Source organism: Yoonia sp. 67-2, from assembly GCF_035117555.1.
Classification (GTDB): domain Bacteria; phylum Pseudomonadota; class Alphaproteobacteria; order Rhodobacterales; family Rhodobacteraceae; genus Yoonia.
Genome location: NZ_JAYKPK010000012.1, coordinates 42,432 through 65,140, shown reverse-complemented (window position 1 = coordinate 65,140; position 22,709 = coordinate 42,432). Strand labels below are relative to the sequence as shown.

The 22,709-nt window shown below is 58.3% G+C and carries 19 protein-coding genes and 1 pseudogene; 11 read left to right on the top strand and 9 right to left on the bottom strand.

Annotated features, from left to right (window positions below; translation table 11 throughout):
- Position 1: 1 nt before the first annotated feature.
- Positions 2 to 976, bottom strand: a complete 975-nt coding sequence (locus VOY09_RS16725; protein ID WP_322895620.1) for an ABC transporter permease — start codon at positions 974 to 976, stop codon at positions 2 to 4.
- Between the two features lie 149 nt (positions 977 to 1,125).
- Positions 1,126 to 2,076: a sugar ABC transporter substrate-binding protein gene (locus VOY09_RS16720; protein WP_322895489.1), complete on the bottom strand. Its 951-nt coding sequence runs from the start codon at positions 2,074 to 2,076 to the stop codon at positions 1,126 to 1,128.
- A 258-nt stretch (positions 2,077 to 2,334) separates the two neighbouring features.
- On the opposite strand from VOY09_RS16720, the gene VOY09_RS16715 reads away from it, so the two are divergent.
- The 8 genes from VOY09_RS16715 to VOY09_RS16680 all read left to right on the top strand — a co-directional run bounded on the left by VOY09_RS16715 (position 2,335) and on the right by VOY09_RS16680 (position 11,907).
- The gene (locus VOY09_RS16715; RefSeq protein WP_416236772.1) at positions 2,335 to 4,113 is read left to right on the top strand and encodes an extracellular solute-binding protein; all 1,779 of its coding nucleotides are present in this window, start codon (positions 2,335 to 2,337) and stop codon (positions 4,111 to 4,113) included.
- Between the two features lie 11 nt (positions 4,114 to 4,124).
- Positions 4,125 to 4,934, top strand: coding sequence for an SDR family NAD(P)-dependent oxidoreductase (locus VOY09_RS16710; RefSeq protein ID WP_322895491.1), 810 nt, complete (start codon positions 4,125 to 4,127; stop codon positions 4,932 to 4,934).
- Positions 4,935 to 4,998: 64 nt separating this feature from the next.
- On the top strand, positions 4,999 to 6,297 hold the full coding sequence (locus VOY09_RS16705; RefSeq protein WP_322895492.1) for a Xaa-Pro peptidase family protein: 1,299 nt from the start codon (positions 4,999 to 5,001) through the stop codon (positions 6,295 to 6,297).
- A gap of 40 nt (positions 6,298 to 6,337) precedes the next feature.
- Positions 6,338 to 7,315, top strand: coding sequence for a thiamine pyrophosphate-dependent dehydrogenase E1 component subunit alpha (locus VOY09_RS16700; RefSeq protein WP_322895493.1), 978 nt, complete (start codon positions 6,338 to 6,340; stop codon positions 7,313 to 7,315).
- Positions 7,316 to 7,329: 14 nt separating this feature from the next.
- A complete protein-coding gene (locus VOY09_RS16695) occupies positions 7,330 to 8,325 on the top strand; it encodes an alpha-ketoacid dehydrogenase subunit beta (protein WP_322895494.1) in 996 nt (331 codons plus the stop codon).
- Entirely contained in the window at positions 8,315 to 9,580 is a 1,266-nt protein-coding gene (locus tag VOY09_RS16690; RefSeq protein ID WP_322895495.1) for a biotin/lipoyl-containing protein, read from the top strand. The genes VOY09_RS16695 and VOY09_RS16690 overlap by 11 nt, the downstream gene beginning before the upstream one ends.
- A 15-nt stretch (positions 9,581 to 9,595) precedes the next feature.
- On the top strand, positions 9,596 to 11,020 hold the full coding sequence (locus VOY09_RS16685) for an NAD-dependent succinate-semialdehyde dehydrogenase (RefSeq protein ID WP_322895496.1): 1,425 nt from the start codon (positions 9,596 to 9,598) through the stop codon (positions 11,018 to 11,020).
- Between the two features lie 11 nt (positions 11,021 to 11,031).
- Positions 11,032 to 11,907 carry a 2-oxo acid dehydrogenase subunit E2 gene (locus VOY09_RS16680; RefSeq protein WP_322895497.1) on the top strand — a complete coding sequence of 292 codons (876 nt, stop codon included), beginning with the start codon at positions 11,032 to 11,034 and terminating at the stop codon, positions 11,905 to 11,907.
- Here VOY09_RS16680 and VOY09_RS16675 read toward each other — a convergent pair.
- The 7 genes and pseudogenes from VOY09_RS16675 to VOY09_RS16645 form a co-directional block, all read right to left on the bottom strand.
- A pseudogene (locus tag VOY09_RS16675) lies at positions 11,855 to 12,214 on the bottom strand (hypothetical protein); the annotation flags it as partial. The gene VOY09_RS16680 and the pseudogene VOY09_RS16675 overlap by 53 nt on opposite strands.
- A gap of 414 nt (positions 12,215 to 12,628) precedes the next feature.
- Positions 12,629 to 13,681 (bottom strand): AbrB family transcriptional regulator, encoded by a 1,053-nt coding sequence (locus tag VOY09_RS16670; protein WP_322895498.1) that lies wholly within the window; start codon positions 13,679 to 13,681, stop codon positions 12,629 to 12,631.
- 119 nt (positions 13,682 to 13,800) lie between these two features.
- Complete coding sequence (locus VOY09_RS16665; RefSeq protein WP_322895499.1) at positions 13,801 to 14,868, bottom strand: tartrate dehydrogenase; 1,068 nt, start codon at positions 14,866 to 14,868, stop codon at positions 13,801 to 13,803.
- A complete protein-coding gene (locus VOY09_RS16660; RefSeq protein WP_322895500.1) occupies positions 14,865 to 15,905 on the bottom strand; it encodes a PdxA family dehydrogenase in 1,041 nt (346 codons plus the stop codon). Before VOY09_RS16660 ends, VOY09_RS16665 begins: the two co-directional genes overlap by 4 nt.
- A 43-nt stretch (positions 15,906 to 15,948) precedes the next feature.
- On the bottom strand, positions 15,949 to 17,466 hold the full coding sequence (locus VOY09_RS16655; protein WP_322895501.1) for a tripartite tricarboxylate transporter permease: 1,518 nt from the start codon (positions 17,464 to 17,466) through the stop codon (positions 15,949 to 15,951).
- A 6-nt stretch (positions 17,467 to 17,472) separates the two neighbouring features.
- Entirely contained in the window at positions 17,473 to 17,940 is a 468-nt protein-coding gene (locus VOY09_RS16650) for a tripartite tricarboxylate transporter TctB family protein (protein ID WP_322895502.1), read from the bottom strand.
- A 63-nt stretch (positions 17,941 to 18,003) separates the two neighbouring features.
- Positions 18,004 to 19,005, bottom strand: a complete 1,002-nt coding sequence (locus tag VOY09_RS16645) for a tripartite tricarboxylate transporter substrate-binding protein (protein ID WP_322895503.1) — start codon at positions 19,003 to 19,005, stop codon at positions 18,004 to 18,006.
- Between the two features lie 395 nt (positions 19,006 to 19,400).
- On the opposite strand from VOY09_RS16645, the gene VOY09_RS16640 reads away from it, so the two are divergent.
- Genes VOY09_RS16640 through VOY09_RS16630 form a run of 3 tightly spaced genes read left to right on the top strand, consistent with a single transcriptional unit; the run spans position 19,401 to position 22,692 of the window.
- Complete coding sequence (locus VOY09_RS16640; RefSeq protein WP_322895504.1) at positions 19,401 to 20,831, top strand: MmgE/PrpD family protein; 1,431 nt, start codon at positions 19,401 to 19,403, stop codon at positions 20,829 to 20,831.
- Between the two features lie 51 nt (positions 20,832 to 20,882).
- Complete coding sequence (locus VOY09_RS16635) at positions 20,883 to 21,911, top strand: AbrB family transcriptional regulator (RefSeq protein WP_322895505.1); 1,029 nt, start codon at positions 20,883 to 20,885, stop codon at positions 21,909 to 21,911.
- A complete protein-coding gene (locus VOY09_RS16630) occupies positions 21,901 to 22,692 on the top strand; it encodes an SDR family NAD(P)-dependent oxidoreductase (RefSeq protein WP_322895506.1) in 792 nt (263 codons plus the stop codon). Before VOY09_RS16635 ends, VOY09_RS16630 begins: the two co-directional genes overlap by 11 nt.
- Positions 22,693 to 22,709: the final 17 nt, after the last annotated feature.

Genomic DNA, 22,709 nt, shown 5'->3' with positions numbered 1-22,709 from the left:
CTCAGGCGATGGGGGACCAAAGATGGCCCCGCTTTGCGGCAATATCCAGCCAGACGGCCAGAATGATGATCGCCCATGTCACCATGTATTGAACGTAGAAATCGAGACCGGCCAGGAGCAGTCCATTCTGGATAAAGCCGAGGATCAGCACGCCGATCACCGTCTTGAACACTGTGCCGGAGCCGCCCAAAAGCGACGCACCGCCCAGAATGACCGCGGCCAGCACTTGCAGTTCCAGCCCTTGCCCGACGGTGTTCTGGCTGCCAAGACTGCGACTGGCCTGCAATAACCCGGCCACCGCCACGCAAAACGCGGATACCAGGTAAGTCATGAATACAATCCGTGCGCGCGGGATGCCGGAAAAGGTCGCGGCCTGCCCGTTGCCACCCACGGCATAGACCTTGCGGCCAAAGGACGTGCGCGACAGCACCATGGCAAGCACCGCCGCCAGCAGGGCGAAAATCAGGATCGGCACGGGGATACCCAGAATGCGGTCCTGTCCGAAGAATGAAAACCAGGTGCCGGATTTATCGGCGATATCCATGTTCTTGCCACCGGACCATGTCAGGGTCAGCCCGTGAATGGCCGACAGCATGCCCAGCGTGACGATCAGCGAATTGAGCTTCAGATAACCGACCAGAAAGCCGATGAAAGCACCCAGCAACAGCGTCAGCGCAAACATCGCAGGGATCGCCAGACCGGGCCCGATCTTGTCATGCAGATCAAGGACGACGATGGTCGAGAATGACATCATCGATCCGACCGACAGGTCCAGATTGCCGCCGATCACCACGAAGGTGACGCCGATGGCAATCACCCCCAAAATAGCCGATGACCGGATCACGCCAGAGATGTTGTCGATTGCGATGAACCGCTGGTTCACCATGGCAAAACCGACCATGAACAGCACAAAGGCGATCAAAATCCCCTGCTTTGCCAGAAATGGCGCCATTTTCTGCCGCGTCAATACGGACATCATGTTCCCCTCCCTTGTGGTGCCGGACTGGTTGGTCCGGAGATCGTATCGGCACCGACGCGGATCTGGCCGCTGCCGAAAATATCAAATCATGCCTCAAAAGCGCAGGGCAGGCGGACCTGCCCCGCGCCGCCTTTCGGGGGAGGAAATCAGAACACCGGTTTGGTGAATTCTTCCATGTTGTCTTGTGTAATCTTGGGCGTGTCGAAATAGTTCAGGAACGGCACCTCTTCGCCGTTCAGGATGTCGATGGCGGTCTGCAACGCGGCTTCGGCGTCATCGACAGGGGATTGATAGATCGAGCCCCAGTAATCGCCTTCGGCCATTGCGTCGTAACCCACGGCAAAGTTGGTGGCACCGACAAAGACAATCCCTTCACGTCCGGCGGAACGGGCAGCATTCAGCGCACCGATGCCCATATTATCATCGCCGGAATAGACGCCGTCGATGTCGTCGTATTTGACCAGGAAGGCTTCCATGACCTGCTGCGACTTTTCACGGCTCCAGTCACCAGGCTGGGTTTCAACCAGGGTCACGTTCGGGCAAACCTCTGGCAGGCGCTCGTCAAAGCCTTGCTGGCGTTCAATCGCGGTGGTGTAGCCGGGCTGGCCGGAAATCTGCACCACGCGCGCTTCGTCCTGAATGCCCAGTTCGGTAAACCGTTCGCACATGATCTCGGCAGACCGGGACCCTTGCGTGACGTTATCAGGGCCAGAGAAGGACGTGATGAAGTCAAAGCCCTGTTCGGCAATGTTGGAATTGGTCACGACGACCGGAATACCAGCGGAATGGGCGCGTCGCACCGCAGGGATCACTGCCTCGCCATTGGTGGGCCAGATGATGATGGCATCGACTTCCTGCTGGATCAGATCCTCCATCTGCGCGAGCTGGCGGGCGACGTCGCCCCCGGCGTCCAGCACAACCGCATTCACATCGGGGTTGGCCTCTGCCGCTGCGATAAAGGCGCGTTCATAGGTGGTCTGATAGCTGTCCACGCCGACGTTGTTCTGCGTGATGCCGATGGTCATTGTTTGCGCCGATGCCGCAACACCGAACATGGCGGTGGTGCAGGCAAGTGCCGCTGTCATTGTTATTTTCATTATAATTTCCTCCCGTGGATTAATCTGGAGCGATTGCAGGCAGCCTCCCAGCCATGGACTTGCGCCCGATGCAATCGACCCCGTTAACTGGCGCGATTCCCGTCAAAAATGACGCCGTATAATTGTCCGATATGGATATAATTTTGTTCATAATGAATTTTATGACAATATTTGCCAGCTACCATTTTGGCTAATTTGCAAGGGAAGATCATGAAACTGCACCGTCGGCACATCGCCGCCCCCAAAAAATCAGGTTCAATGCAACAAGCTGTCGCTCAAAATATTCATTCCGGACAGGCAGGGCCAAAGGGCCTTGCGAAACTGTCTGCAATGATGGCGGCACCTGACCTGGACCGGGTCGTGCAGTTTCTGAACAGCCTGACCATGGAAATTGACAACGCGCTGGAACCCAACACCCCCAATCCACATCTTAACATGGTGCTGCATTTGCTGCAAAGCCATGCAGAGGGGCGTATCGTGTCGCCGTCTTCGATGGTGTCTGCCTCAGGCGTTCCCTATGCGACAGCGACCCGCAAACTCGCGGAAATTCACGAGGCCGGGCTGATCGAGCGCCGTGCGCGGACCAAAACCGGCAAGACCTATTCGCTGCACCCGAGCACTGATCTGCTCGAAGGGTTCAGCCAACTGGCTGACCGGATCGACCGGCTGGTGCGCACGTCTTTTGAAGTGGCAGCACCATCGCCCGAAACGACCGATTATTACTTTGGCGGGTCCTATCAGCCCGGGCGCGCCGCGATCCCGCCGCTAAGCGCGCTGTCGCAGCCGTTAAAGCTGGCCGGTGGTCTTCGGATTCTGGTGCATGGCGATCCGACCTTCATGGTGATGGAAGGGTTGAAGCGGCAGTTCGAACAGATCGTCGGCACGAATATCCATCAGCGCGCCTTCTCGATCGACCGGCTGCGTGAAGAGGCTTTGCGCAACGCCGAGCGCCCCAAAAGCCGCTATGATCTGATCGCCATCGATCTGCCTTGGGTTGGTGAATTCGTTGAAAAAGGAGCCATCCGACCTTTGGATGCGGTGATGGATGTCGCCCGACTGGATCCGGCAGATTTCCACACAGCCGGCTGGCGCGCCGCGCATTGGGGCGGGCGGCCATATGGCGTACCGAGCCAGACCACGCCGGAACTTTTGTTCTACCGCAAGGATTGGTTCGCCAACGACAATCTGGTCCCGCCGACCACGACCACCACTGTGATCGAGGCGGCCCGCCATTTCCACAACCCGCAGCGCGGGCGCTACGGTGTGGCGTGGAATGCGGCGCGCGGCACCGCACTTGGCCATACTTTCATGATGACCTGCGCCGCCTTTGGTCAGCCGATCATCGACATTCCGCGCATCGCAGGCGGCTTTGACACCGACAAGCTGGCGCAGGGCGGCTTTACGCCCACATTGAACACCGACCGCGCGCTGGAAGCGGCGGATTACCTGATGCAATTGCTGGCCTATTCGCCGCCTGATATTCTTTCGATGTCCTGGTATGAACGGGTGCGCCCTTATGGTGCGGGTCAGGTTGCAATGGCCTATGGCTATACGCTGCTGGCGCCGTATTTCGAACTGGACCCCAACAGCCCGGCGCATGGCAATACCGGCTATGTGCCGCATCCGCACGGCCCACAAGGTGCGCCGATTGCGCCTGTCGGTGGCTATGTTCTCTGCATCCCGACCAACCTGCCCGAAGAAAGGCTGGACGATACGATCGAGGCACTGGTGACATTCACATCACCTGGCGCGCAAAAGCTTTATGCCCAGAACGGAAGCCGCACCGAGCCGCGCTATTCCGTCGGCGCGGACCCTGAAGTGCGGCGGCTTTCGCCCATCTTTGGCCTGCTGGACGAAATGTCATGGCGTGACGAGCTGCAATTCTGGCCGCGCCCACCGATCCCGCAGATTTCCAAGATCATCAATATCTGCGGCCACGAGCTTCACGACATGCTGCGCGGGATCATCAGCCCGCGTGACGCACTCAACCGGGTACAGGCCCGGGCCGAAGTCATCTTACGACATGAGAACACCTAAGGGAGGAAACCATGGACACCAATCGCCTGAACGGCAAGAATATCCTGATCACCGGTGCCGCACGCGGCATGGGGGCTGCCAATGCCGAAAGCTTCGCCGCGCAAGGCGCGAATGTCTGCCTTGGCGATTTGGATCTAGAGGCGGCACAAGAGGTCGCCGCCAAAATCAACGCTGCAGGCAATGGCAAGGCGATTGCTGTGCGGATGGATGTCACCAAGCGCGAAGACAATGCCGCAGCAGTCGCTGCGACCGTGGAAGCCTTCGGATCGATCAATGTCGGCGTGTTCAACGCCGGTCTGAACAAACCCCGTTTCTTCATGGATATCGATGAAGACAACTGGGACCTGATCATGAACGTCAATACCAAGGCGATGTGGCTGGGCATGCAGGAAACCGCCCGCCAGATGATCGCGCAAGGCCCGATGCCGGATCATCCTTATAAGCTGATCAACGTCGGCTCCATCGCCTCGCGAAAGCCGCTGGTCGATGTGACGGTCTATTGCACCTCGAAATACGGCTGCCTTGCGCTGACCCATTGCGGCGCGATTGGCCTGTCCGAACACAACATCACCGTCAACGGCTATGCGCCGGGCGTGGTGGTCACCCCGCTTTGGGAACAGCTTGACAAAGATCTGGTCGAGATCGGCTTCAAGGAAAAGGAAGGTCAGGCCTATGACGATATCGTCCGCGATGCGCTGCAGATCAAACGCGTCTCCTACCCCAAGGATATCACCGGCACCGCGTCTTTCCTGGTCAGTGACGACAGCGATTACATGACAGGCCAGATGATCCATGTCGATGGCGGTTGGTGCATCCAATAGCCTGATTTTCCTACGATATTTTCACATGATTTGGTGCGCAGCCCGCACCGAAAAGGAGTAAGCCATGTCCCGCGCATTGATGCCCAACCTGCTGACGCCAAAAGATCTTGAACCGAATTGGGAATGGCGCGAACGTATTCCCGCCTGGGGTCATATGTCGGTCGATTTCGAACGCCGGATCGACCATGACCGCCTGCGGCGCTACCGTCTGGCCCGCACCCGCCAGTCGCTTCAGAACTCGCAGGCAGGCTCGCTCTTGTTGTTCGACATCAACAATATCCGCTATGTGACCGCCACCAAGATCGGTGAATGGGAACGCGACAAGATGTGTCGTTTCTGCCTGCTGACCGGCGACGATTCGCCCTATGTCTGGGATTTCGGCTCTGCCGCCGTGCATCACAAACGCCATTCCGACTGGCTCGAACCCGACCATTGCCTTGCCGGTGTTGTCGGCATGCGGGGCACGATCCCGCCCGATTTCGGCCTGATGCAGAAATACGCAAAAATGATCGCACAGATGATCAAGGATGCCGGGATGGCCGGGATGCCGGTTGGCGTGGATTACGCCGAAACCGCCATGTTCCACGCGCTGAAAGAAGCCGGCATCAACGTGGTCGACGGCCAGCAGATCATGCTGGCGGCGCGCGAGATCAAGAACTGGGATGAAATCCAGCTTCTGACCCAGGCCGCCGCCATGGTCGATGGCGTCTACCACATGATCTATGAAGAGTTGAAACCGGGTGTGCGTGAAAACGATATCGTCGCTCTGTCCAACAAGATGCTTTACGAAATGGGATCGGATGACGTCGAAGCGATCAACGCGATTTCCGGCGAACGCTGCAACCCGCATCCGCATAATTTCACCGACAGGCTGATCCGCCCCGGCGATCAGGCGTTTTTCGATATCCTGCAAAGCTATCAGGGCTATCGCACCTGCTATTACCGCACCTTCAACGTGGGCCGCGCGACACCGTCGCAAAACGACGCCTATGTCAAAGCGCGCGAATGGATCGACGCCTCGATCGCGATGATCAAACCGGGGGTGACCACCGACAAAGTGGCCGAGGTCTGGCCCACCGCCGAAAGCCTTGGCTTTGCGAATGAAGATCAGGCCTTCGGTCTGCAATTCGGCCATGGTCTGGGGCTGGCGCTGCATGAACGCCCGATCATCAGCCGCGCGATCAGCCTCGATCACCCGATGGAGATCAAGACCGGCATGGTCTTTGCGCTGGAAACCTATTGCCCCGCCTCCGACGGCTATTCCGCTGCCAGGATCGAGGAAGAGGTGGTCGTCACCGAAACCGGATGCGAGGTCATCAGCCTGTTTCCGGCCGAAGAATTGCCCATCGCCAACCGTTATTAAGGCACGGGGTTCACCCCGCCACCCCCGAAAGGACATGCCCATGGCCAAGACCAAAACCAACACCGAAGATTACCTGCGCATGTATCGCCAGATGGTCCGCATCCGCACGTTTGAGGATAACGCCAACCAGCTTTACCTGTCGGCCCAAATGCCCGGCCTGACGCATATGTATTCCGGCGAAGAGGCCGTGGCGGTGGGCATCTGCGAGGCGCTGACCGACAACGACCGCATCACATCCACCCACCGTGGCCACGGCCATTGCGTCGCCAAGGGGGCCAATTTCAAGGAAATGTTCTGCGAACTTCTGGGCAAGGAAGAAGGCTATTGCCGCGGCAAGGGCGGGTCGATGCATATTGCCGACCAAAGCCACGGCAATCTGGGTGCCAATGCCATCGTCGGCGGCTCCATGGGGATCGCCACCGGATCGGCCCTGCGCGCGAAACTGCTGGGCCAGAACGATGTCACCGTCTGTTTCTTTGGTGACGGGGCCACCGCACAGGGCCTGCTCTACGAGGTCATGAACATGGCCGCGCTCTGGGACCTGCCGGTGATCTATGCCTGCGAAAACAACGGCTATTCCGAATATACCAAGACCGAGGAAATCGCCGCCGGGTCCATCACCGCCCGCGCCGAGGCTTTCGGGATCGAAGCGTTCAAGGTCGACGGGCAGGACGTTTTGGCCGTCAATGAATTGACCCAGACGCTGGTCGCGCGTTGTCGCAAGGGCGAAGGGCCGTTCTTTATCGAACTCGAAACCTATCGCTATCACGGCCACCATGTCGGCGACATCAACCGCGAATATTACCGGTCCAAAGATGAAGAAAAGGACTGGAAGGAAAACCGCGATCCTATCGTGCGGTTCCGGGGCTGGCTGGTCGATCAGGGCATCGCCACGGAGGATGAGATCGAGGCGATGAACGCCGAGATCGAGGCAGATGCGACCCAGGCCGTCGCCTATGCCGAGGCTGCCAAATACCCCGATGTGTCCGAAGTGGACATGCATGTTTACGCGGATTGAGGAGAGAGCCAATCATGAGAGAGATCACCCTATCCCAAGCCGTCAACGAAGCCATCGCCGAAGAAATGCGCCGTGACCCCACCGTCTTCATCATGGGCGAAGACGTGGCCGAGGCCGGGACCCCATTCAAGGTCCTGTCCGGTCTGGTCGAGGAATTCGGCACCGCCCGCGTCATCGACACCCCGATTTCCGAACCCGGCTTTGTCGGCCTCGCCGTCGGTGCCGCGATGACCGGCGCGCGCCCGATTGTCGATCTGATGTTCGGCGATTTCATCTATCTGGTCATGGACCAGCTGTGCAATCAGGCAGCCAAACAGCATTATATGTCGGGCGGCAAACTCTCCGTCCCGATGGTCCTGCGCACCAATATGGGCGCTACCCGCCGATCTGCCGCACAACACAGCCAATCCTTGCAGGCTTTGGTCGCGCATATTCCGGGGTTGAAGGTCGCGATGCCGTCATCGGCCTACGAGGCCAAGGGCCTGATGAAAACCGCGATCCGCGACAACAACCCGGTGGTGATCTTCGAAGACAAGCTGATGTATCAGGACAAGGCCCCGGTGCCGGAAGAAGAATATCTGATCCCCTTCGGCGTGGCGAATATCAAACGGACCGGCACCGACATCACCTTTATCGCCACCTCATCGATGGTGCAGGTCGCCGAAAAAGCCGCCGACATTCTGGCGAAGGAAGGCATCAGCGCAGAGGTCATCGACCCCCGCACCATCGTGCCGCTGGACGAGGCGACGCTGATCGAAAGCGTGCGCAAGACCAGCCGCGCCATCGTCATCGACGAAGGCCACCAAAGCTATGGCGTGACCGCCGAAATCGCGTCACGTCTGAATGAAAAGGCATTCTATCATCTGGACGCACCCGTCCTACGCATGGGCGCGATGGATGTGCCGGTCCCGTTCTCGCCCGCGCTGGAAGACGTGACCGTGCCCACCCCCGAAACTGTCGCCGCCAATGCCCGCAGGCTTTGCGCGGGGGAGATGATAGATGCCGCGTGATGTGACAATGCCCCAACTCGGCATGGCGCAGGACGCGGGCAAGATCGTCGCCTGGCTCAAAGCGCCCGGCGATGCCGTGACCAAGGGCGATGCTTTGTTCGAGGTCGAAACCGACAAGGCCACGATGGAGGTCGAGGCGCAGGCCAGCGGCTATCTGACCGGCGTGACAGCGGGCGAAGGCGAGGATGTGCCGGTCGGTGCCGTGATCGCGCAGATTTCCGATAGCGCCGATGATAACGCGAAAATACAACAACTCACTGTAATTAAAGATGAAAAAGACGAATTGCCAATTGGCAACTCTGTCACCATGCCGCAACTGGGCATGGCGCAGGACACCGGTCTTCTGGTGAACTGGCTGAAATCCCCCGGCGATGCGGTGACCGCCGATGATCTGCTGTTCGAGGTCGAAACCGACAAATCCACGATGGAAGTCTCTGCCGGTTTTGACGGTTACCTTGCCGCCACCTTGGCCGAGGCCGGACAAGAGGTGCCGGTCGGCGCACACGTTGCGATCATCAGCGCAGAAAAGCCTGACAATCCAGTCACCAGATCGGTGGCATCGCCGCCGCCGTCCAAACCTGCTGCCGAAACACCTGCCGCAGCACCAACAAAGGCACCCCCGAAACCGGCAACACCGGTCCCCGTGCCAACCGGAGGACGCATCCTCACCTCACCCAAGGCGCGCAGGCTGGCGCGCGAACAGGGGCTTGATCTGGCACTGCTGGTCAAGGCCGGCCATCCGCAACCGTTCCATGTGGCGGATCTGGACGCGCTGCGCGCGATCTCCGAAAAAACGCAAATGCCAACGGCCACAGCAGCGGCCATGAGTCTGACAGCCGGGATTGCCAGCGACGGTTTCGCCGATTTCGCGCCTTGGGCCGCGGCAAACGGCCTGACCGATGCAGATGCCCTGCTCGCCGGTCTGGCCGGTGCCAGCTTGACCGCGCCCTGTGTTGTCGCCATCGCCCGCTTTGGCCAACAGCACAGCTATGCCGTGCCCGCCGACCGGTCGCTTTCGGCGATCACACAGACAGATAGCGCCGCTGACCTGATCCTGCGCGACCTGCGCGGCACCGCCTTGCGCAGCGTGACACTTGGTGCTGCGGACGTGCCGGTGCTGACACTGATGTCCGCCGCGCAGGGGCTGACGATCACATTGGAATGCACGCCCGCGCAACTGGACGCGCCCGCTGCGATCCAGCTTTTGACCACTTTCGCAGACCGGATGGAACACCCGCTGCACCACCTGCTCTGACCCTTGGGGGACTACATGGAATATACCGATCTTTACATCAACGGCACATGGCACAAGACCGCTGACCGTTTCGACGTCATCAACCCCGCGACAGAACAGGTGATCGCTTCGGTTGCCAGCGCCGATATCGCCGATGCCGATGCCGCCCTTGATGCCGCCGAGGCTGCAATGGCCGATTGGGCCGCCCGCACGCCGCGTGCGCGGTCGGAAGTGCTGCGCAAAGCGTGGGAATTGATGACAGCCCGGCTGGATGAATTCGCCCATCTGATCACGCTGGAAAACGGCAAGGCCAGCGCGGATGCGCGGGGCGAGGCCGCCTATGCCGCCGAATTCTTCCGCTGGTTCGCGGAAGAGGCGGTGCGTGCCGATGGGATGATCACCCATGCCCCCGCCTCCGGCGCGCGGATCATGGTGCAGCATAAACCCGCAGGCCTCGCCGTGCTGATCACGCCGTGGAATTACCCCGCCGCCATGGGCACCCGCAAGATTGCACCTGCATTGGCGGCAGGTTGTGCTGTGATCATCAAACCCGCGTCCGAAACACCGCTGACGATGCTCGCGCTAATGCCCCTGCTGGAACAGGCCGGCGTGCCCCCCGGTCTGGTGAATGTCCTGCCCTCGCGCAAGACCGGTGCATTGGTCGATCATATGCTGCATGATCCGCGCGTGCGGGTAGTCAGCTTTACCGGCTCCACCGGCGTTGGCCGCAAGCTGTTGAAATCCGCCGCCGATCAGGTTTTGAAACCGGCGATGGAACTGGGCGGCAATGCCCCTGTGATCGTCTTCGACGATGCCGATATGGATACAGCCATCGACGGCACGATGCAGGCCAAGATGCGAAATCTCGGCGAAGCTTGCACAGCCGCCAACCGGATCTATGTGCATGAAAACATCGCGGCAGAATTCACCAAACGCCTGACCGCGCGCATGGCGGCACTCAAACTCGGCGATGGCACCGACCCATCGGTCGATGTCGGCCCCTTGGTCAATGCCGATACGCGCGACAAGGTGGCGGCTTTCGTGGCCGATGCTGTCGCCAAAGGGGCCAAGATCGAATGTGGTGGCGTGACACCCTCTGGAACCGGCTATTTCTATCCGCCCACTGTCCTTTCAAACGTCCCTGAAACCGCCGATTGCGTGCATGACGAGATCTTCGGCCCCGTCGCCGCAATCCAGACCTTCACCGAGCAGGATGATGTCATCCGGCGCGCCAATGCCACCGAATACGGCCTTGTCGCGTATGTCTTTTCTGGCGATTTCAAACGCGCCCTGCAGGTCTGCGAAAAGCTCGATTACGGCATGGTCGGGCTGAACCGTGGTCTGGTCAGCGACCCGGCAGCCCCCTTTGGCGGGACCAAGCAATCGGGTCTGGGCCGTGAAGGCGGGCATGAAGGCATGCTCGAATTCATGGAAACGCAATATATTTCGGCCAGTTGGTAAGGGGGACGGACATGACAGAGATTATCGCCAGCCCGTCCACCCGCCGCATGGCGCGCGACCAGAATGTCGACATCGACGCGCTTGCCAAAAAGCTGGGCCGCACCACGATCGGGCCAGAGGATATCGGCGCACGACCCAGCATGACGACCGCTGGTGACACAAGCTATTGGGAGGTGGATCACAGCCAATATGGGCCGGTCACGACCGCACCGATGTCGCGCTTTGCGCAAGTTGCTGCACGCAACATGGCAGCAGCGCAAGCCAGGATCCCTGCCGTCACCCACCACGACCGCGCCGATATCCGCGCAATCGAAGGCCTGCGGGCTAGTCTGAAAACTCAGGCGCAAGCGCGCGGAGTAAAGCTCACCGCACTGGCGTTTCATGTCGCGGCCCTTGCGCGAGCCTTGCGTAAATTCCCGCGCTTCAACGCCTCCCTGTCGGCGGACGGGCAGGTGCTGACACTGAAAGATTACGTTCATATCGGCATTGCGGTGGATACGCCGCATGGCTTGATGGTGCCAGTGATCCGAGATGTCGACCAGAAAGGTCTGTGGCAGATCGCCAGCGAAATCGCTGATTTGGCCAGCAAGGCGCAGGCGCGCAAGATCGGTCCGGACCAGATGGGTGGTGCCTCGATGACGATCACCAATCTCGGCGGCATCGGCGGCAGTGCTTTCACGCCCATTGTAAATCCGCCTGAGGTCGCGATCCTCGGGATCACACGCACCGAAACGATTACCATTTGGGATGGCGACACGCCGCAGCCGGTGCCGATGGCGCCGTTGGACCTGTCTTATGACCACCGCGTCATCAACGGTGCGGATGCGGCACGGTTCATGGCACATTACACCGAATTGATCGGTGATCCACGCCGGATGCTGATGTGACCGGGATGCAAAGGGCGGTGTAGCCGTCCATGACGGCGATGCGAAGCTGAACTTCCGCGGCCTATCGGTCGAAGTCACGCGGCATGAGGTACTGGCCCAGGAGTTTAACCAGTGCATCTTGGACGGTCTTCTACAGCCGTGCATTTTTGCGAGTTGTGATGATGGCACTCGCCCCGCGGCCACAGATGGAGTCGTGGCTCCCGGTGATCTCGACAGCGCGGAACTTCAGTGTTTCTTCGCCAACCCCCAGGTGGATTTTGCGCCAGACGCGTTGTTTCGTGCCATCGCGGCGATGACCACGAGAATGTCGTTGGGCAGCCTTCGCATTACACAGCTGAAAGCCACGGACTTATCCGTGAATTTGCAGGGCTGATCGCCGACCTGGCTGATCAGCCTCAGGCGCTGATTATGAAGCGATGGACCGGCCCTCTTCGATCACGACTTGAGCCGGATCTGCGGTAGCTGGCAGGGACTTGGGAAGACCGCGCGGGTATTCGCTGGCGATCTTCAAGCCAATTTCCAAAGGCGGGTGCCATACCGGCGCGCAGTTGCAGGCCCAGATTACCAAACGGTGATCTTTGAGTCTGACGTGTTGTCGGCGGTATAACAAATTTTACCCATTAATTTGAATATATTAAATGTCCATTTCATAGACAGAATCCTTACTCAACCTGTGCTGCGCCGTTTGTCTGGTGACAGTCATCAACGCTGTGCCAACTTTTCAACCAAACTGTTTTTTTCCCTTCAACCGGGTCAGCACAAAAGGTGCCATTGCATTCAGAACAATGTTCCGAAAAACTTGATGAAAAGTAACAAAGACTGGATCAACACCAAGGATGGTCGCGAGGATGGCGATCTCAGCCACGCCACCGGGTGCTACAGCCAGTAAGGCAACATGAAACGGCACCCCAGCAACAAGACTGAAGGGATAAGCCAGCGCTGCCGAGCTTAGCAAAAGGATAAGTGTGGCAACGGCACTATGCCCCCCGATCCTGATCAGTGTCAGCGACTCCAGCCCATAAAATCGCGTGCCGATTGATGCGCCGACGACGATAAAAACCATAGCAAACAGGCATTCTGGCAACACGAGACCGTAACCCATCACGGCGAATCCTGTTGAGACCAGCAATGGACCCATCATGTCGGGAACCGGCAAACGCAACTTTTGCGCCAGCACATAGGCCGGCCAAGCCAACGGCAGAATCCATAAATTATACGCCGCAACTGCGCGTGTTGCTTCGACCACAGGCACGTTTGCAGACGTACCAAGCCAGCCTGTATAGATCAGCGGCAAAAGGACGACCACTGACGTCAGTCGGAACAACTGGCCAATGACCGTGCCGGGCGGGTTTGCACCGAGTTGGATTGCTATTGCAACAATGTTGGTCAACCCACCCGTCAGTGATGCAGCTGTGGCGGTCAGCCTGTCAAATCCCGCCACGCGGATGTAGTAAAACGCGGTCGCAGTCGTGACCAAAATCATGCCAACAGATAAAACGAGCAAAGTCAGCGGCCATTGCGACGCTCTTGCAAAGGTTTCTGGCTCGATCGATGCACCAAGTATCAGGCCGATGCAGGCATGTGCAGACGTTTTCAACGACGGCGGGACGGCCAACCTTACCCCACCCAGTGTAAAGGTCGCTGTGCCAAAAAGTGCGCCCAATAACCAAGGGACCGGCAACCCGCTAACCCAGGCCACCGCGCCAAACGTTACTGCGATAGCCGCAGTTATCGCAAAGCTGCGCCACTCTACGCCTCGAATGGTTTGGCCCACGGTGAAGACCCCTTTGGTCGCGACAGACCTCTATTTTGTCTGTGATCGATAGCCTCACCTGTCTCTAAAGACTCTATCAGATTGGCTCAGGAGTAGTTACGCAGATCCGACGATAGGTTTTATACGAGCGCATCTGCCACGGCCGTACCGCAGGTTTTCGTATTAGCCGTACCACCAAGGTCGCGTGTCCGAAGATCGGGTTCCGAAAGTACCTTCTCGATCGCTGACACAATGCCTGCCGCAGCCTCTGGCTGTCCTAAATGATCCAGCATCATCGATGCTGCCCATATCTGTCCGATGGGATTTGCGATCCCCTGACCCGCAATGTCCGGTGCCGAGCCATGCACAGGTTCGAAAAGCGATGGGAAAAGCCGTTCAGGATTGATGTTCCCCGAGGGGGCGATCCCGATAGTACCAGTACAGGCTGGGCCAAGGTCGGACAGGATATCGCCAAAAAGATTCGAGGCGACGACGACGTCAAACGTATTGGGTCGCAGCACGAACAAAGCCGTCAGAATATCGATGTGATATTTGTCGACGCTGACATCGGCATAATCCTTGGCGATCTCGACCACACGTTCGTCCCAATATGGCATAGTGATGGAAATGCCGTTCGACTTGGTTGCGGATGTCAGCTTGCCACTTCGCTTTTGCGCCAGCTCGAAAGCGTAACGCAGAATGCGGTCAACGCCGACACGCGTCATGACGGTTTCCTGCATCACGATTTCGCGGTCGGTGCCGGGAAACATCTTGCCACCAATCGACGAATATTCGCCTTCGGTATTTTCGCGCACGATCATCATATCAATATCGCCCGGTCCCCGCCCGGCCAATGGGGACTTTACCCCCGGCATCAGCCTTGCGGGTCGCAGGCTGACATATTGATCAAACTCGCGTCGAAATTGCAGCAGCGACCCCCAAAGCGAGATATGGTCAGGCACCTGATCGGGCATGCCCACGGCACCGAAAAAGATCGCGTCATGCCCGCCGATCTGAGTTTTCCAATCGTCAGGCAGCATTTTGCCATGTTTTTCGTAATAATCGCAGGACGAAAAATCGAAGTGATCGAAATGCAGGTCGAGTTTGTAGCGTTTCGCCGCTGCTTCCAGCACGCGAATACCCTCCGGCATCACTTCGGTGCCGATGCCGTCACCGGCGATCACTGCGATACGATATTTGTTGCTCATGCCACTGGTCCTCTCGTCTCTTGCGCACTTTGTGTTTTGGCAAGTTTTACGGCAAGCGCCAGTGCATTTTCAAATGCACCGGTGTCAGCGATTCCTTGGCCCACGATGTCATAGGCGGTGCCATGCGCGGGGGTCGTGAAAACGGCGGCAAGGCCCGTCGTCACAGTGACGCCTTTATTAAAGCCACGCAATTTGGTCGCGATCTGTCCCTGATCGTGGTACATCGCCAGCACGCTGTCATATTCCCCGGCAAAGGCCTTCAGATAGACCGTATCGGACGGAAACGGCCCTTTGCAATTGATGCCTTGGGCGGCCATATCACGCACTGCCGGTGCAATGATCTTGATTTCTTCGTCCCCGAACAAGCCGCCTTCCCCGCCATGTGGGTTCAGCGCGGCCACCGCGATGCGGGGGTTTTCGATACCGGCGTTGCGCAGGACACGATCAGTCAGTTGCAGCGTCGAGCAGATATTGTTGTAGGTAATCTCTTCCAAAGCTCCGCGCAGCGATACATGCGATGTGACCCTGCTCATCCATTGACCTTCGAGAACATTCATTTCACGGAACGGCCCTTTATGATCCATTAGATTGGCAAAAAGCTGGTGTTCATCCGCGAACTTCCAGCCGCCGTCATACATCGCCTTTTTGTGTAGTGGCGCAAAGCAGATGCCTTGCACATGGCCTTGCTTTGCCAGATCGACTGCTGCCGACAGGGTCTGCCCGACGCAGCGGCCAATTGCGGGGTCAGGTGCACCCAGTGTCAGCATGCTAGGGTCTATATTGCCTAAATCCAGCATCGGGATGGCCTCTGCATCGAAATCCGCCTGTGTCGGGTCAGTGATCACCTTGATCGCCAGATCGACACCGGCCTGTTGCATTCCCAGCTTTATCACCCGCAGATCGCCGACCAAAATAATCCGCGCGATTTGTCGGGTCTTTGCATGGGACAGAATACGTGCCGTTTGTTCTGGCCCGATGCCGGTCGGATCACCGGGGATCAAGGCAATCACCGGGCGATTGTCAGTTTGTGACAGCATGGCATTTCTTTCTTCTGTTTTCGCAGCGCCGGACGCCGCAGGATTATTTCCGCACAGCCTCGGCCAGCTTTCGGGCACGGCGCCGTTTTGAGATGGATTGCAGGGCGATAGACAGGATCATCAAGCCGAACACGACCAATGCTGCGGGGCGTTCGGCGGCATAGGTCAGGTAATCACCACCGCTGATCTGGTAGGTGCGCAATAGGTTGCTTTCCAGCAAGCTGCCCAGCAACAAGCCCACGACAGCAGCAGCGACCGGATAACCATAGCGCGCCATCGCCCAGCCAAGGATCGCAAAGATCCACAGCGTGATCGGGCCAGCGGCGCTGCCCTCGATCGCATAGGCCCCGAAGTTTGAAACGACAAGCACGCTGGGGATCAGGAACCGCAACGGCACCCGTACGATGTAGCTGGCAAAATAGACAAAGCCGAGACCAACAAACAACAGCAGGATAGCTTGCGCAAAGTTCGAAAAGATCAGCGCATATACGATGTCTTTGTTGTTGGCGATGAAACTGGGGCCGCCGACGATGTTGTGCATCGCAAAAGCTGCCAGCAGGATGGCGGTTGCGCCGCCGCCGGGAATACCCAGCGCCAGCATCGTGCCCATAGCCCCCCCTTCAGAGGATGAATTGGCAGCTTCTGCTGCGATAACCCCTTGCGGATTTCCTTGCCCGAACGAGTCCGGGTCATCTGAATTGCGCCGTGTTTCCGAATAGGACAGAAGGTTCGAGATCGACGAACCCACACCGGGGATTGACCCGATGATGACACCGATTGCAGAGCCGCGCAGAATGATTTTGGGATATTGCAGTGCCAGTCTGAGGCCAGCTAGCGTTTTGCTAAAGCTGATCTTTCGCGCGCTCTCATCCGAAATGATATATGTTGTATTGACCAAGGCGATCAATTGGCTTGCGGCCAGCAAACCCATCATCGCAGGGATCTGCGGTACACCGTCCAACAGCCACGGCACCCCCATCGTGCCACGGACAAACCCGGCAGAGTTGAACCCGATTGTGCCCAGCAGCACCCCAAAGGCCCCAGCCAGCAGTCCCCGCGCCATATATGTCCCGGCGAGTGAGCCAAGCAGCAGCATGCCCCAGACCGCGACGGCGAACATCTCCAGCGGGCCCAATTTTAACACCAGGCCGGCAACGGGTCCGATAACGACAAATAATACAAGATAGGACCCAAGACACCCCAAGACAGAGGAGGCCAGCGCCACGCCAAGTGCCTCATTATGACGCCCGGCGCGCGCCATCGGATAGCCGTCAAAGGTTGTGGCCAAAGCTGATGACGTGCCTGGAATATTCATCAAGACCGCAGGCACCGATCCGCCGAAACCGGCGCCTGTGTAGATCGCGGTCAGAAAAATGATCGCTGGCAGGAAATCCATGTAAAGCGTGGCCGGCAGCGCAAAGGCCATCGCCATGGTGATCGAAATGCCCGGCATTGCGCCAAAGACAAGCCCCACCAAAAGACCAGGTATCAGCAGAAGCCAAGCACTGGCATCCGACGTCAAAAGTTCAAAAGCGCCGGCGACGGCGTCAAGCTCGATCATCTGGCCTCACAAAACGGTTAGAGGAAAGGGGAACGGGGTGATGGCGCCATAGCCATAGATCAGCGCCACGGTGAAAATCGCGCTGAACCCCAGATTGACCCACCAGCGGCGTTCGCCGCAGATCGCCAATGTCACCACCATGAACCCGAAGGTGGCGATATCAAAACCGATACGTTCAAGAGTGAAAGCGAGCACGCCCAAGGCTACGATTATTCCCAAAGCCCTTGCCAGATCCATGCGGGTTTCACCGTCATGCATTTTTGCTTCGTCGCTTGTCACGGGTGGGAAAATGCCCGGCAAAACAAAAGCTGCCAGAATGACAATCAAGACAGCCAAAGGCTGGATCAGCAATAGGTTCGTGGCCCGGGTGGACACACCACGCGCATCAAAAATGTAAGCGATCGTGATCCCTACAATGACCGTCACAAGCGCAAGATGACCCCAGACCACTCTACGGTTTGGTAAAATCGACATGACTTATTTTCCCCGATATGGTGGCTCGCCCAAGACCATGGGCGAGCGTGAAGCGTGTCGGGTTTAAGACCCTTGCAACAGGTGCAGATATTGTTCCATCACCTCGGATGTGGATGCGAGCATCCGGTTGGATTCTTCAGGCCCATACCAATCAGTCGCAAGCTGCTGCGTCGTCAACGCCTCGATCGCTTCGGGGTTCTTTGAAGCGGCTTCGATCGCATCGGACAGGATCTGGAAGGCTTCTGGATCCGCCTCTTGCAGGGCTGCGTGCATACCCCAACCGCGCTGTGACCCGACGACGAAAGCGGGATCATCTCCCATGACGTCGGTGACAATCGCACCCTCCCAATCATCACGCTGACGGGTGTCAAATGTCAGCAATGGGCGCACCTGTTCACGCAACGGCAAGAAGCCTTCCCCGCCGACCAGACCGATATCGACGACCCCGCCTGCAACAGCGTTCCGCGCAGGCCCGCCACCATCATATGTGACAAGGCGCAGTTCATCGAAGGCGATGTCGTTGGTATCGCACAGAATGCTCAGGTTCACGAGATCGGCTGATGCCGCCTGAATACCGATCGACACGTCAGCTGGACTTTCCTGCAAGCGCGCGATCACATCATCGATCGTTTCAAGATCAGAATCCGCAGCTGTCGCAAGCAAGGTGTAGTCCTGCGACGGCAGGTTCACCATATGGAAGTCATCAACCGCAAAGTCGGCATCCTGCGTCAGGATGTTGAGAGGCAGATATGGCGCAGCAGAGGTACACAGGATCGTGTAGCCATCGACAGGCTGCTGCATGAAGAACAAATGCCCCAGCAGCGCGCCAGCACCACCACGGTTGATGATCGTCAACGGCTGACCAAGCTCAGCTTGCAAGAACGGTGCGAACGCACGGGCCAGGCGGTCGTTATAGCCGCCGGTGTCAAACGGTACCACCACATTGATCGGACGGTTTGGGAACGCACCTTGCGCGCGCAGGATCGCCGGCGAAGTGAGCGCTGCCGCTGCAACGCCACCCGAGGCGACCTGCAACAGACGTCGCCGTGAAAAATTGGATTTCATGTCAGTTTCCTCCTCAAACTGGTTTGTCGGACATGCCGGAGCGCGTCTGCGTAACAGATGCGTTCCAGATCATCGCAAACCCACGGTCATGCACCAGTGACACTTTGTCAACAATATTTGCTACTTTATCAATATTCCTATCCTAAAGTATATGCTCACACCTAGGCTTGCAGGGCGAAAATTATGACTTCATACCTCTCATTTTCAGCTAAAATTGTCAAAATACAGAGTATTTATAGTTATTGCCGTCAACAACAGACTCGCGGCGGACCCAGCGTGCCGCATGTCTTGTGTTGACAGTACTCGCACATAAAGTCTTTATTGTAGTACGATATAAAAAGACAATCAGACCTGTGATTGTAGATAGAACACGCAGAATGACAAAGGAGACATGGATGACGATTGAAGACAGAGGCGCGGCAGGCGCCAGCGAAGCGGCGGGTCTGAGCGAGGAAATTGCGCAGTTCGTTCTGGCGACTAAGTCGACTGACCTGCCTGAGATTGTTGTCGCAAACGGCAAAAAATCCATCCTTGATGGGTTTGGCTTGGCTTTGTCAGGTTCGGTCGCCAAATCAGGGGAACTGGTCAGACGCCATGTCTCGGATCTATCAACGCCGGCAGGCGCCGCGACAATCATCGGGTCAAACCTGAAGGTCCCCGCGCGATTCGCCGCTTTTTGCAACGGCGTCGGTATTCACGCGGACGATTATGACGATACACAACTGGCTGTCGCGAAAGACCGTGTTTACGGTCTGCTGACACATCCGACCGCACCCGCGTTACCGGCTGCACTCGCCATGGGCGAAACGCTGAATGCATCGGGTGCCGACATCATGTTGGCCTACCATCTGGGGGTAGAGGTTGAATGCAAGATCGCCGAAGCGATCAACCCCCGCCATTATCAGGAAGGTTTCCATGCTACAGCGACCTGCGGGACATTTGCAGCCGCATCCGCGGCTGGCCGCCTGATGGGATTGGACTTGCCCACGATGAAGCGGGCTTTGTCAATTGCAGGCAGCCAGTCTGCGGGCTTGCGTGAAAACTTTGGCACCATGACCAAGCCGTTCCATGCGGGCCGGTCTTCCGAAAGCGGTGTGGTCGCCGCACAATTCGCAAGCTACGGCTGGTCCGCAGCAGGCGACATTCTGGAAGCGCCACGCGGGTTCTTCAAGGCGGCGGGCGGCGGTTATGACGCCTCCGCAATTGACGGCAAGCTAGGCGCGCCGTGGACTTTCGCCGAACCCGGCGTGTCGATCAAGCCGCATCCATCGGGGTCGCTGACCCATCCCGGCATGACCAAGATGAAACAGCTGATCTCTGAGAACAACATCTTTGCCAAGGACGTGCGCCGTGTGCGGGTCGGCACCAATTCCAACATGCCCAATGCCCTGATCCACCACCAGCCACAGAACGAACTGCAGGCGAAATTCTCGATGGAATTCTGCATGGCAATCTTGCTGCTGGAAGGTCGCGCCGGTCTGACAGAGTTCACCGACGAGGTCGTCTTGCGTCCGGACGTCAAAGAGATGATCGCAAAGGTGGATTTTGTCGTCGATGACCGTGCAGAGGCAGCGGGCTATCACCTGATGACCACCTATATCGACATTGAATTGACCGATAGCCGCACCATCAGCGGCATGGCTGATTTTGGCAAGGGCAGCCCGGCCAATCCGATGAGCTATGATGAGGTCGCTGGCAAATTCCTGGAATGTGCAGAATTCGCAAACTGGGATCACAGCAAGGCCAACGAAGTCGTCGCCATGGTGGCTGAGCTTGAAAAGCTGAAAGACATCCATGGCCTGATGGCCTTGCTGCGGCTGTCGTAAGGCAGTGTGATGGAAACCGGGGGTACGCGTAATTTCGCAAATGCAGTTGCTATGCGGCTACCGGTTTACGCCGCGGGCGGCGTCGCGGGTGCTGTTGCTGCGCGAATTGGCATACCCCTGCCATGGATGCTAGGGCCGTTCTTTGTCTTTGCCCTTATGTCGGCGTCGGGGCTGTCCTTTGCCCTGATGCCTTACGGGCGCGAAATGGCGCAGATCACGGTCGGGCTGGCGATCGGGCTCAGGTTCACGGCCGCCAGCCTTGTCGCGCTCAGCACGCTTTTACCTGAAATGATCGCGGCAACGCTTTATCTGATCTGCGTGACCACCTTGGCCGCCTTCCTGTTCCGCCGCTTGGCGGCAGTTGATCCGGTCACGGCGTTCTTCGCTACCGCTGCGGGCGGCGTCGCCGATATGGCGATCATCGCGCAAAAATTCGGTGGGGTCTCATCCTCGGTCGCAGTGGTGCATGCGATGCGGGTATCAATGGTCGTGGCCGTGACACCTTTTGTCGTGCTTGCGGCATCCGGCAGGATCGGCACCGGTCAGGCTGAGGTTGGCCTCAGCCCGGTTTTGCCGGTTCTGATCGCACTCGCCTTTGCCACCTTGGTGGCCATGCTGCTGCGCCCGACACCCATTCCCAACCCCTGGCTGGTTGGACCGATCATCGCCGGGATGATCGTCGGTGTTGCGGGTTTGGGCAATTTCGTCGTGCCAAGCTGGCTGATCACGGTGGCGCAGGTGCTGCTAGGTGTCTGGTTGGGCTGTCAGTTCCGGCGCAACCTGTTGACGGCGTTGCCGCGGGTCACTGCGGCGGCACTCGTCATTGCCAGCATACTGGTGCTCGCAGCGGTCTTTGGTGCTTGGATCATGTCCGGCTGGTCAGACCTGCCATTCACCACCGCATTTCTTGCGTTGGCGCCTGCAGCCGTGACCGAAATGGTACTGATTGCCAAGGTGATGAACCTTGATGCCGAAACCGTCGCGGCCTTTCACGTCATGCGGATCTTGATCGTGTCATCCTCGATCCTGTTGATTTTCCGCATTTATAACGCATTCAGAGGTGCCGAAAATGGATCTTGAACTGAACAATCGCCGCATTCTGGTGGTGGGTGGCAGCTATGGCATCGGGCAGGCCACGGCAAAGCTGGCAGCGCAAGACGGCGCGCAGGTCGCTGTAGCGTCCCGCAGTGCCGACAACCTTGCCAAAGCCTGCGCCGATATCGCCACCACCCCGGATCGTGCGCCGCTGCAGATTGTCTGCGACGTGACCAAGGATGGCGCGGGTGATGCGCTGGCCGCACAGGTTGCGCAACACTGGTCCGGCCTTGATGTGCTGGTTTGCGCCGTGGGCGGGTCGGTGCGCAGCGCTTTTGCCGACCTGTCGGATGAAGACTGGCTGCAGAATTACCAGTTCAACATCCTGTCCACCGTCCGCACGATCCGTGCGCTGGTGCCGCTGCTGCGCAAGGGGGATCGCCCGGCTGTCGTGATGCTGGGGGCTGCGGCATCCAAGATGCCCTATGCGCATCAGATCATGTCGAATGTGCATAAAGCGGGGTTGTTGGGGCTGAACAAAACCTTGGCGCTTGAGCTGGCCGTTGACGGTGTCCGCGTGAACCTGATCGCGCCGGGGCGCACCCTTACGCCGCTGTGGCTGAACCGCGCCGATAAAATGGCGGCAGAACAAAACCGCAGCCGCGACGCCGTTCTGGCTGAATTTGCCCTTGAAATCCCGATGCAGCGCTTTGGCACACCCGAGGAGATCGCGCGCAACGTGCTGTGGCTTGCCAGCCCTGGCGCCAGCTACGTCACCGGACAGGCCCTGAATGTCGACGGCGGCATTGCCCGCGGTTTGCTTTAAACTTTTAACTATGAAGG

Excerpts from the sequence above, each read along its gene's own strand:
- VOY09_RS16725 (WP_322895620.1), bottom strand. The coding sequence starts at position 976 with ATGTCCGTATTGACGCGGCAGAAAATGGCGCCATTTCTGGCAAAGCAG.
- VOY09_RS16720 (WP_322895489.1), bottom strand. The coding sequence starts at position 2,076 with ATGAAAATAACAATGACAGCGGCACTTGCCTGCACCACCGCCATGTTC.
- VOY09_RS16715 (WP_416236772.1), top strand. The coding sequence starts at position 2,335 with ATGCAACAAGCTGTCGCTCAAAATATTCATTCCGGACAGGCAGGGCCA.
- VOY09_RS16710 (WP_322895491.1), top strand. The coding sequence starts at position 4,125 with ATGGACACCAATCGCCTGAACGGCAAGAATATCCTGATCACCGGTGCC.
- VOY09_RS16705 (WP_322895492.1), top strand. The coding sequence starts at position 4,999 with ATGTCCCGCGCATTGATGCCCAACCTGCTGACGCCAAAAGATCTTGAA.
- VOY09_RS16700 (WP_322895493.1), top strand. The coding sequence starts at position 6,338 with ATGGCCAAGACCAAAACCAACACCGAAGATTACCTGCGCATGTATCGC.
- VOY09_RS16695 (WP_322895494.1), top strand. The coding sequence starts at position 7,330 with ATGAGAGAGATCACCCTATCCCAAGCCGTCAACGAAGCCATCGCCGAA.
- VOY09_RS16690 (WP_322895495.1), top strand. The coding sequence starts at position 8,315 with ATGCCGCGTGATGTGACAATGCCCCAACTCGGCATGGCGCAGGACGCG.
- VOY09_RS16685 (WP_322895496.1), top strand. The coding sequence starts at position 9,596 with ATGGAATATACCGATCTTTACATCAACGGCACATGGCACAAGACCGCT.
- VOY09_RS16680 (WP_322895497.1), top strand. The coding sequence starts at position 11,032 with ATGACAGAGATTATCGCCAGCCCGTCCACCCGCCGCATGGCGCGCGAC.
- VOY09_RS16665 (WP_322895499.1), bottom strand. The coding sequence starts at position 14,868 with ATGAGCAACAAATATCGTATCGCAGTGATCGCCGGTGACGGCATCGGC.
- VOY09_RS16660 (WP_322895500.1), bottom strand. The coding sequence starts at position 15,905 with ATGCTGTCACAAACTGACAATCGCCCGGTGATTGCCTTGATCCCCGGT.
- VOY09_RS16655 (WP_322895501.1), bottom strand. The coding sequence starts at position 17,466 with ATGATCGAGCTTGACGCCGTCGCCGGCGCTTTTGAACTTTTGACGTCG.
- VOY09_RS16650 (WP_322895502.1), bottom strand. The coding sequence starts at position 17,940 with ATGTCGATTTTACCAAACCGTAGAGTGGTCTGGGGTCATCTTGCGCTT.
- VOY09_RS16645 (WP_322895503.1), bottom strand. The coding sequence starts at position 19,005 with ATGAAATCCAATTTTTCACGGCGACGTCTGTTGCAGGTCGCCTCGGGT.
- VOY09_RS16640 (WP_322895504.1), top strand. The coding sequence starts at position 19,401 with ATGACGATTGAAGACAGAGGCGCGGCAGGCGCCAGCGAAGCGGCGGGT.
- VOY09_RS16635 (WP_322895505.1), top strand. The coding sequence starts at position 20,883 with ATGCGGCTACCGGTTTACGCCGCGGGCGGCGTCGCGGGTGCTGTTGCT.
- VOY09_RS16630 (WP_322895506.1), top strand. The coding sequence starts at position 21,901 with ATGGATCTTGAACTGAACAATCGCCGCATTCTGGTGGTGGGTGGCAGC.